We start from the raw sequence: 9,096 nt of genomic DNA on the forward strand, positions 1-9,096 counted from the left end.
CCTTGCCCGTGGCTTCCGTGTCCGCAGTATCGGTCAGAAGTTGGAGGAGTACAGCATGGAGGCGATCTTCCAGCCGTCGTCGGTATGGATCAGTTGCCAGGTCTCCGCGCCCTTGTTGCCCACCTTTCCGTCGGCCACGAACTCGAAATCGAAGTAGACCGAGGCCACGCTGCCGTCGGTTTCGATGCGTACGTTGTGGAAGCGCTCCTCGATGCCGGCCTTGGTGCTGCCGACGTAGTCGGCGAACTCCTGCCAGGTACCCGCCTTGTAGCGGGCGGCTTCCGGATGCTTCGCCTTGACCTTGCGGTAGCTTTCATCACCCAGCACGTTCCACCACGCCTTGCTGTCGGCGAGGAAGAGGTTTGCCAGTGCGGCGCGGTCGTGGGTTTTCAGGGACGCCTGGAAACGCGTCACCACCTGTTCGATCTCGGCCTTCGGCGAATCGGCGGCGGCACAGGGAACGGCGGCCACGAGGGCCAGCAGGGCGAGAAGGTGGCGGATGCGCATGGTATGACCTCGATGATGGGTGCATCGAGCAAACCAGCGGAACCGTCCCGCCGCCAGTGGGCGTGCGGCGGGACGGTGGATCAACGCTGTGAAACGGTCGTTACAGGCAACCCACCAGCCCGTCGTAAACGGAGTAACGGGACATCGGCAGCTTCGCGTGCAGCGCGTCGTCGCCGTTCATCACCTCGTAGAACTTGTCCACCGGGGTGTCCTTGGCGAGCAGGAGCTTGCATTTGTAGAGCTTGGCCGCGGTCTGCACGGCACCGGATTTCGGGTTCACCGCCGCGGTGCTGCCGGAGAACAGCCAGAGGCACTGCTTCAGTGTCCCCTTGGTGCTGTCGACCGAACAGCGAAGCTGCATCGGGCGCAGGTTGGCATATTCCCCTTCGCAGAAGGTATCGCCGCAGATCTTCTCGAAGCCGGCGTTGAGCCGGACTTCCGCCTCGAAGAAGCGATCCATGCCCTGCTCCGATGCCGGCCAGTCGATGGCGTCGACATAGCGGGCGGGAGCGGGCGCGACCTGGGCGAAGACGGCGGCAGGCAGGATGAAGAGGGCGGCGGCGAGCGCGTTTCGAAGCATCATGGTGACTCCTTGGTTGAGGAGCCACCATGAAACGCTCATCGCGAAGGCGCGTATGTCCCTTGCCGCCCACGCACGCGTGTAGCCACCCGGTCAGCCGCCGGGTAGGAAGAGTCTATAGCCAGCGCCCGTAGCGGCGGATATAGATCGTCTTCACCACCTGCGTGAGCACGCAGTAGCACACCAGCGTCAACGCCAGCCAGGCGAAATAGATGCCTGGCAAGGGATGCATGCCGATGCGCGCGCCGAGTCCCGAGTAAGGGATCAACATCCCGACGACCATGATCGCGCCGGTCAACGCCAGCACCGGCGCGGACGCCATGCTGCGCAGGAACGGAATGCGCCGCGTGCGGATCATGTGCACGATCAGGGTCTGCGAGAGCAGGCCCTCGATGAACCAGCCCGACTGGAACAGCGACTGGTGCGCGACGTCGTTGGCGCCGAACCAGTGCCACATCAGCCAGAACGTGGTGATGTCGAACACCGAGCTGACCGGACCGATCCAGACCATGAAGCGGCCGATGTCGCCGGCGTCCCACTTGCGTGGCTGGCGCAGGTATTCCTCGTCCATGCGGTCGAACGGAATCGACAGCTGGGACAGGTCGTAGAGCAGGTTCTGCACGAGGATCTGCAACGGCAGCATCGGCAGGAAGGGAAGGAAGGCGCTCGCCACCAGCACGCTGAACACGTTGCCGAAGTTCGAGCTGGCGGTCATCTTGATGTACTTCATGATGTTGCCGAAGGTGACCCGTCCCTCGATCACGCCCTCCTCCAGCACCATGAGGTTCTTTTCCAGCAGGATGATGTCCGCCGACTCCTTCGCGATATCCGTCGCGGTATCGACCGAGATACCCACGTCGGCGTCGCGCAGGGCGGGCGCGTCGTTGATGCCGTCGCCGAGGAAGCCGACGGTATGTCCCTTGCGCTGGAGCGAGCGGACCACGCGGGCCTTCTGCACCGGCGACATCTTCGCGAAGACGGTGGTCTTCTCCACCATCGCGTCGAGCGCCTCGTCGTCCAGCTGCTCGATGTCGCGGCCCTGGGCCGACGCTTCCACGTCGAGGCCGACCTCGGTGCAGATCTTCCGCGTCACCGCCTCGTTGTCGCCGGTGATCACCTTCACCGCCACGCCATGGTGGTTGAGCGCGCGGATGGCGGTGGCGGCCGAGTCCTTCGGCGGATCGAGGAAGGCCAGGCAGCCCACGGCGGTGAGGCCTTGCTCGTCGGCCACGCCATAGGCGCGCTCGCCCGTCGGGTCGCGGCGGACGGCCACGACCAGCACGCGCAGGCCATCCTCATTGAGGCGACGGGTCATCGCGCGGATCTCGGCACGCTTCTCGGCCGTCATCGGTTCGGTCACATCACCGATGCGGGCCTCGCTGCAGATCGCCAGCATCTCCTCGACCGCGCCCTTGCAGACCAGCAGCTGCTCGCCCTTCCCGTCCGCGACGACCACCGACATGCGGCGGCGCTGGAAGTCGAAGGGGATCTCGTCCACCACGTGGAAGCGGTGCGCCACGGGTTCGAGGTCGCGGTGGGCCAGCACCGCCTTGTCCATCAGGTTGCGCAGGCCCGTCTGGAAACGGCTGTTGAGGTAGCCGTACTCCAGCGCCTCGTCCGAGTCGTCGCCATTGAGGTCGACGTGGCGCTCCAGCACGATCTTGTCGAGCGTCAGGGTGCCGGTCTTGTCCGTGCACAACACGTCCATCGCGCCGAAGTTCTGGATCGCGTTGAGGCGCTTCACCACCACCTTGCGCTTCGACATGGCGAGGGCGCCCTTGCCGAGGTTGGCGGTGACGATCAGCGGCAGCATTTCCGGCGTCAGGCCCACCGCCACCGAAAGCCCGAACATGAAGGCCTCCAGCCAGTCGTGCTTGTCGAAGCCGTTGATCAGGAAAACCACCGGGACCATCACCGCCATGAAGCGGATCAGCAACCAGCTCACCGAGGAAATGCCCCGGTCGAAGCTGGTCTGCACGCGCTCGCCCGAAAGGGTATGCGCCAGCGACCCCAGGTAGGTGCGCCCGCCCGTCGCCAGCACCACGGCGGTGGCGGTGCCGGAAACCACGTTGGTGCCCATGTAGCAGATCGTCGGCAGGTCGAGCGGACCGGACGAGGTATCGCCGGCCGTGGTGCCGTTGGGCGCGGCTTTCTCGACCGGGATCGACTCGCCGGTGAGGATCGCCTGGCTGATGAAGAGGTCCTTCGTCGCCAGCAGGCGCAGGTCGGCGGGCACCATGTCGCCGGCGCCGAGGTGGACGATGTCGCCGACGACGAGTTCCTCGACCGGCACCTCGATGCGCTCGGCGTGGCCGTCGTCCGCACGGCGGGTGACGGTGGCCGTGTTGCGCACCATCGCCTTCAGCTTCTCCGCCGCACGCGAGGAACGGAACTCCTGGGTGAAGGAAAGCAGCACGCTGATCGCCACCATCACCGCGATGATGACGGGACCGGTGACGTCGTCGGGCTCGGTGAACAGCTGCACCCCGGCGAGTACGAGCAGCACGATGATGAAGGGGTTGCGGAAAGCGCGCAGCAGCTGGATCGACCAGTGCGGCGGTTTTTCATGGCCCACTTCGTTGATGCCGTCGCGGTCGAGGCGCTCGGCGATGGCGGCCTCGTCGAGGCCGTCCGGCCGGGCGTCCAGCGCACGCAGCAGTTCGTCCGCGGGACGGTAGGCGTCCGCGGTGGCCTGGGTGTAGATCTTGGCGGCGACGGCCGCCTGCGAGGTGTGGATCTTCATGGCTCGCTACCTCTCCGGACGCGCGGTCCGGTCAGGCGCGAGCGGCCGTCGGCGTCAGCCGAAGGCGAGCGCGCCGGCGCGGAGCCGACGTTCGGTGTCGCTATGGATATCGACGGCGGACGGCGTAAGCCGCGCCGTAGTGTCTATGTCGCTGTTCATGGCCTCGGAAGTTTGCCATCCGCGGGTTTCAACGAGCTTTCAACGGTGTCGAGCGAGCGCGGCACCGTGATCGTGCGCTTGGCCGGCACCGGGCCGGTGGCGCGACGGCGGGCGAGTGCGAAAGCGAGACGGCGGCCGAACATGCGCGGCGCGGTCTTGTCGAGCTGGAGGTTCATGGCTCAATCCTCGAATAACGGAAGCTCACGGCTTCCGACGAGGAGAGCCGGACTTTCCCTAGCGGAGGAAAGCGCCGGCCGACCGGGTGCGGTCGCCGCGGGCGATGAGTTTTGCCAGCGCCGGGACCCGATGCGTGCGGGAGCCGGCGCGTCGACTAGGGTAGACGTCCATATGCCTGGATAAGCTAAGAGGGTTGCCGCCGCCCGAGACCCCGTGCGGTAGCCGGGGGATTGTCGCGCCGCGGCGAAGCGCGGTCAAGCGAAAACCGCCGGACCGGGAGGATTCATGCCGGCAGGGGCAAACCCTGCTTGATGCCGGCCTCGTACTCGGCCGCCTCGGCCAGCAGCCACTCGCGAAAGCGCGCCACGCCGCTATGCGATTCCGAGCGCTTCGGGTAGACGAGGTAATACGCCTCGGCGACGCGCATGCGCTCCTTGCACAGCACCGTCAACGCGCCGCATTCGATCAGCGAGCGAGCCATGACGAGGCGGCCCAGCGCCACGCCCATGCCTTCGAGCACCGCGCGCTGCAAATGCTCGGTATTGTCGAAGCGCGCGACATAGCGCGACGGCAGCGGCATGCCAAAGGTTTCGGCCCAGTCGTTCCAGCGGCCGGACGGATCGCCGAGCAAGGGCCATCCCGCGAGCGACGTATCAGGCAAGCCACCCATGCGGCGCACCAGGGAGGGGCTGGCGATCGGGACGATGTATTCGTCGAACAAGCGGTCCGCCTTCGTGCGCGGCCATGCGCCGAGGCCGTAGCGGAACGCCACGTCCACGGTGGGTTCGCGGTCGAAATCGACCACCGCGACGGAGGAATGAAGACTGAGTTCCAGTTCCGGATGTTTGCCCACGAGTCTGGGCAGCCGGGGGACCAGCCAGCTCGACGCGACCGACGGCAGCACGCTCAGCGTCACCGCATCCTGGTGCCTTCCCTCGAAACGGCCCAGGGCATGCTCGATACCCTCGAAATGATGGCCGATGGCTTCCAGCAGGTTGGCGCCGTCGGCGGTCAGCGTCACGCCGCGCGGCCCACGATCGAACAGGGAGCGCCCCAGCCGTTCCTCGAGGTTACGGATCTGGTGGCTCAACGCGCTGACGGTGAGGTTCAACTGTTCCGCCGCGCGTGACAGCTTGCCCGTGCGGGCGACCAGGACGAACCCCTGAAGCAGACCAAGCGGGAGGCGAGACATGTGAAAATTCCTCAAGGCCGGGTTGCAAACATATCGCTTTTTGGCCCGCGTTAGAACGGGCACCCTTTACCTCACCGAAAGCCGCAAGTCGTTGCGAACGGTGTAATGGGAGGGTGTCATGGCATCGATCTTCACCGGCCTTGCCTTCATGCACGGCCACATCGTCAATCGGGAACTCGTGCTCCGGCTCGGCCGGGAGGAAACCGTGATCGACCGCGGCGCAGGCGCCCGGCAGGCCTCGGCGGCTCCGCGCAAGGAAAGCGTCAAGCCGGCAGTAAGACTACCGGGAAACCCAGCTTGCGCCACCTGCTGAAACACACGGCCTGAACCTGGCTTGCGTCATCATGGGGGTTTCCGCCCTCATCGGAGATGACGCATGAAGTTACGCAACCTCGGGCGTTCGCCCCTGCGGGTCGCCCCGCTCGCCTTCGGCGGCAACGTCTTTGGCTGGAGTGTCGACGAGTCACGGTCGTTCGACCTCCTCGACGCCTTCGTCGACCACGGCTTCAACCTCGTCGACACGGCCGATGTCTATGAGGCCTGGGTACCGGGTAACGAGGGTGGCGAATCCGAGACGATCATCGGCAAGTGGCTGAAGAAGAGCGGCAAGCGCGACAAGGTCGTCGTCGCCACCAAGGTGGGCAAATGGGCGCGCTATCCCGGACTGGCGCCCACCAATATCAAGGAGGCCGTGGAAGACTCCCTGCGCCGCCTGCAAACCGATCATATCGACCTTTACCAATCGCACGAGGACGACCCGAAGGTGCCTCTCGAGGAGACCTTGCGCGCGTTCGACGACCTGGTGAATGCAGGCAAGGTGCGTGTCATCGGCGCTTCCAACTACGACGCCACGCGACTGGACGACGCCTTGAGCACCAGTGCGTCCAAAGGCCTGTCGCGTTACGAATCGATGCAGCCGGAATACAACCTCATGGACCGCAAGGGCTTCGAGGAAGCACTGCAACCGCTATGCGTGAAAGAGGAGGTCGGCGTGATCAGCTATTACTCGCTGGCCAGCGGCTTCCTCAGCGGCAAGTACCGGAGCGAGGCCGACCTGTCCAAGAGCAGCGCCCGAAGCGGCAAGGTGAAGGCGTACCTCAACGATCGCGGGTACCGCGTCCTGGCGGCGCTGGACGAGGTGTCACAGGCCCGCGATGCGAAGCCGGCACAGGTAGCGCTGGCATGGGTGATGGCGCAGCCGTCGATCGCCGCCGCGATCGCCAGTGCCACCTCGCTGGAACAACTGCACGAGATCGCGAAGGCGGCGACACTCGAGCTGACGCCAGCCGACCTGGCGACCCTGAAGGCCGCCAGCGACTACTGACTGGCGGCTTGAGCGAGAGTCCTGGTGGGAAGCGGCTTCCCACCAAGTTCATCAGACTCACCAAACCGGCAAGCTCCCGCTCGTGGCGGGAGCCGACCCTGTCGGCGATGGGCGCCCGCGGCGAACCCGCCTACCCGTCAGCGCGAAGCGACCAACACGTCCAGTGCCGCGTTGAACGTCGCGCTCGGGCGCATGGCGGCGCTTACCCGCTTCATGTCCGGGTGGTAATACCCGCCGATCTCCACCGGCTTGCCCTGTGCGCCGTTGAGTTCAGCGACGATCTTCGCCTCGTTCCCGGCCAGGGTCTTCGCCACCGTGGTGAACCTGGCCTTCAGGTCCGCGTCGTCGTCCTGCGCGGCGAGTGCTTCGGCCCAGTACAGCGCCAGGTAGAAATGGCTGCCACGGTTGTCGATCTCGCCGACCTTGCGGGCGGGCGACTTGTTGCTGTCGAGGAAGCGGCCGTTGGCCTGGTCCAGCGTCTTCGCCAGCACGCGGGCGTGCTTGTTGTCGTAGCGCTCGGCGAGGTGCTCCAGCGAGGCTGCCAATGCCAGGAATTCACCCAGCGAATCCCAGCGCAGGTAGCCTTCCTCGACGAACTGCTGCACGTGCTTCGGCGCCGAACCGCCCGCGCCGGTCTCGAACAGGCCACCGCCGGCCATCAGCGGCACGATGGAGAGCATCTTCGCGGAGGTGCCCAGCTCCATGATGGGGAACAGGTCGGTGAGGTAGTCGCGCAGCACGTTGCCGGTGACCGAGATGGTGTCTTCGCCCTTGCGGATGCGCTCAAGCGAGAACTTCGTCGCCTCCACTGGCGCAAGCACGCGGATGTCGAGGCCACGGGTGTCGTGGTCCTTGAGGTAGCGCTCGACCTTGGCGATGACCTGCGCGTCGTGCGCACGGTTCTTGTCCAGCCAGAACACCGCCGGCGTCGCCGACAGCCGCGCGCGCTGGACGGCGAGCTTCACCCAATCCTGGATCGGCGCATCCTTGGTCTGGCACATGCGCCAGATGTCGCCCGCCTCGACGGCGTGTTCGAACACCACGCTGCCATCGTCCGCGACGACACGCACCGCGCCATCGGCGGGGATCTGGAAGGTCTTGTCGTGCGAGCCGTATTCCTCGGCCTTCTGCGCCATCAGGCCCACGTTCGGCACGCTGCCCATCGTGGCCGGGTCGAACGCGCCGTGGGCGATGCAATCCTCGATCACCGCCTGGTAGACGCCGGCGTAGGAACGATCGGGAATGACCGCCTTGGTGTCCTGCAACTTGCCTTCCGCATTCCACATGCAGCCGGAGTCGCGGATCATCGCCGGCATCGAGGCGTCGACGATCACGTCGCTGGGCACGTGCAGGTTGGTGATGCCCTTGTCGGAGTTGACCATCGCCAGGGCCGGTCGCTGCGCATACTCCGCCTTCAGGTCGCCCTCGATCTGCGCGCGCGTGCCCGCGTCGAGCTTGTCCAGTCGTGCATAGAGGTCGCCGATGCCGTTGTTGGCGTCGAAGCCCACCTGCTTGAGCGCGTCGGCGTGCTTCGCCAGCACGTCCTTGTAGAACTCGCGTACCACGATGCCGAACATGATCGGATCGGAGACCTTCATCATCGTGGCCTTCAGGTGCAGCGAGAACAGCACGCCCCTGGCCTTCGCGTCCGCGATCTGCGCGTCGATGAAGGTGGCCAACGCCTTGCGGCTCATCACGGCGGCGTCGACGATCTCACCGGCCTTCACCGCGAGCTTGTCCTTCAGGACCTTCGTCGCGCCGTCCTTGCCGATGAATTCGATGCGCAGGGTACCCGCCTTGGCCAGGGTGGCCGACTTCTCGCTACCGTAGAAATCCCCGCCATCCATGTGCGCGACGTGCGACTTCGATTCCGGCGACCACTTGCCCATGCGGTGCGGATGCTTGCGCGCGTAGTTCTTGACCGACAGCGGCGCACGGCGGTCGGAGTTGCCTTCACGCAACACGGGGTTCACGGCGCTACCCATGGCCTTGCCGTAGCGCGCGTTGGTCTCCTTTTCCTCGTCGGTCGACGGGGCATCCACGTAGTCCGGCAGGTCGTAGCCCTGCGACTGCAGTTCGCGAATGGCGGCCTTCATCTGCGGCACGGAGGCGCTGATGTTCGGCAGCTTGATGATGTTGGCTTCCGGCGTGGTGGCCAGCTGTCCCAATTCGGCGAGGTGGTCGCCGATCTTCTGCGCATCGGTGAGGCACTCCGGGAACTGCGCCAGGATGCGGCCGGCGAGCGAGATGTCGCGCGTTTCCACCGCCACGCCCGCGGTACCGGCGAAAGCCTCGACGATCGGCAGGAACGAGGCGGTGGCGAGGAACGGCGCTTCGTCGGTGAGCGTATAGATGATCTTGGGCGAGCTGGACATGATTCGGCGAGCCTTATGCTCTGTCTCTTATACACATCT

At 65.6% G+C, this 9,096-nt stretch carries 8 protein-coding genes; 2 read left to right on the forward strand and 6 right to left on the reverse strand.

The features are described from left to right. Positions 1-33: 33 nt before the first annotated feature. The 5 genes from ACR9ZJ_RS08045 to ACR9ZJ_RS08065 form a co-directional block, all read right to left on the reverse strand. On the reverse strand, positions 34-507 hold the full coding sequence (locus ACR9ZJ_RS08045) for a nuclear transport factor 2 family protein (RefSeq protein WP_481282322.1): 474 nt from the start codon (positions 505-507) through the stop codon (positions 34-36). A 100-nt stretch (positions 508-607) separates the two neighbouring features. Then, positions 608-1,090 (reverse strand): hypothetical protein, encoded by a 483-nt coding sequence (locus ACR9ZJ_RS08050; RefSeq protein WP_481282321.1) that lies wholly within the window; start codon positions 1,088-1,090, stop codon positions 608-610. A 112-nt stretch (positions 1,091-1,202) separates the two neighbouring features. Further along, positions 1,203-3,830 (reverse strand): magnesium-translocating P-type ATPase, encoded by a 2,628-nt coding sequence (gene mgtA / locus ACR9ZJ_RS08055; protein ID WP_481282320.1) that lies wholly within the window; start codon positions 3,828-3,830, stop codon positions 1,203-1,205. A 155-nt stretch (positions 3,831-3,985) separates the two neighbouring features. Then, a complete protein-coding gene (locus ACR9ZJ_RS08060) occupies positions 3,986-4,165 on the reverse strand; it encodes a hypothetical protein (protein WP_481282319.1) in 180 nt (59 codons plus the stop codon). A gap of 284 nt (positions 4,166-4,449) precedes the next feature. Further along, on the reverse strand, positions 4,450-5,358 hold the full coding sequence (locus ACR9ZJ_RS08065; protein WP_481287463.1) for a LysR substrate-binding domain-containing protein: 909 nt from the start codon (positions 5,356-5,358) through the stop codon (positions 4,450-4,452). Between the two features lie 118 nt (positions 5,359-5,476). On the opposite strand from ACR9ZJ_RS08065, the gene ACR9ZJ_RS08070 reads away from it, so the two are divergent. Together ACR9ZJ_RS08070 and ACR9ZJ_RS08075 are read left to right on the forward strand one after the other, a co-directional pair. Beyond that, complete coding sequence (locus tag ACR9ZJ_RS08070) at positions 5,477-5,671, forward strand: hypothetical protein (protein WP_481282317.1); 195 nt, start codon at positions 5,477-5,479, stop codon at positions 5,669-5,671. 63 nt (positions 5,672-5,734) lie between these two features. Further along, positions 5,735-6,682, forward strand: coding sequence for an aldo/keto reductase (locus tag ACR9ZJ_RS08075; RefSeq protein WP_481287464.1), 948 nt, complete (start codon positions 5,735-5,737; stop codon positions 6,680-6,682). 137 nt (positions 6,683-6,819) lie between these two features. Here the strand turns inward: ACR9ZJ_RS08075 and ACR9ZJ_RS08080 are convergent, their stop codons facing one another. Continuing rightward, positions 6,820-9,057 carry an NADP-dependent isocitrate dehydrogenase gene (locus ACR9ZJ_RS08080; RefSeq protein WP_481287465.1) on the reverse strand — a complete coding sequence of 746 codons (2,238 nt, stop codon included), beginning with the start codon at positions 9,055-9,057 and terminating at the stop codon, positions 6,820-6,822. Positions 9,058-9,096 lie beyond the last annotated feature (39 nt).

Source organism: Luteibacter sp. KNZ12-1A (assembly GCF_056755675.1).

What these genes read in the sequence shown, in the direction of transcription:
- ACR9ZJ_RS08045 (WP_481282322.1), bottom strand. Translation starts at nt 507, where the DNA reads ATGCGCATCCGCCACCTTCTCGCCCTGCTGGCCCTCGTGGCCGCCGTT.
- ACR9ZJ_RS08050 (WP_481282321.1), bottom strand. Translation starts at nt 1,090, where the DNA reads ATGATGCTTCGAAACGCGCTCGCCGCCGCCCTCTTCATCCTGCCTGCC.
- mgtA (WP_481282320.1), bottom strand. Translation starts at nt 3,830, where the DNA reads ATGAAGATCCACACCTCGCAGGCGGCCGTCGCCGCCAAGATCTACACC.
- ACR9ZJ_RS08060 (WP_481282319.1), bottom strand. Translation starts at nt 4,165, where the DNA reads ATGAACCTCCAGCTCGACAAGACCGCGCCGCGCATGTTCGGCCGCCGT.
- ACR9ZJ_RS08065 (WP_481287463.1), bottom strand. Translation starts at nt 5,358, where the DNA reads ATGTCTCGCCTCCCGCTTGGTCTGCTTCAGGGGTTCGTCCTGGTCGCC.
- ACR9ZJ_RS08070 (WP_481282317.1), top strand. Translation starts at nt 5,477, where the DNA reads ATGGCATCGATCTTCACCGGCCTTGCCTTCATGCACGGCCACATCGTC.
- ACR9ZJ_RS08075 (WP_481287464.1), top strand. Translation starts at nt 5,735, where the DNA reads ATGAAGTTACGCAACCTCGGGCGTTCGCCCCTGCGGGTCGCCCCGCTC.
- ACR9ZJ_RS08080 (WP_481287465.1), bottom strand. Translation starts at nt 9,057, where the DNA reads ATGTCCAGCTCGCCCAAGATCATCTATACGCTCACCGACGAAGCGCCG.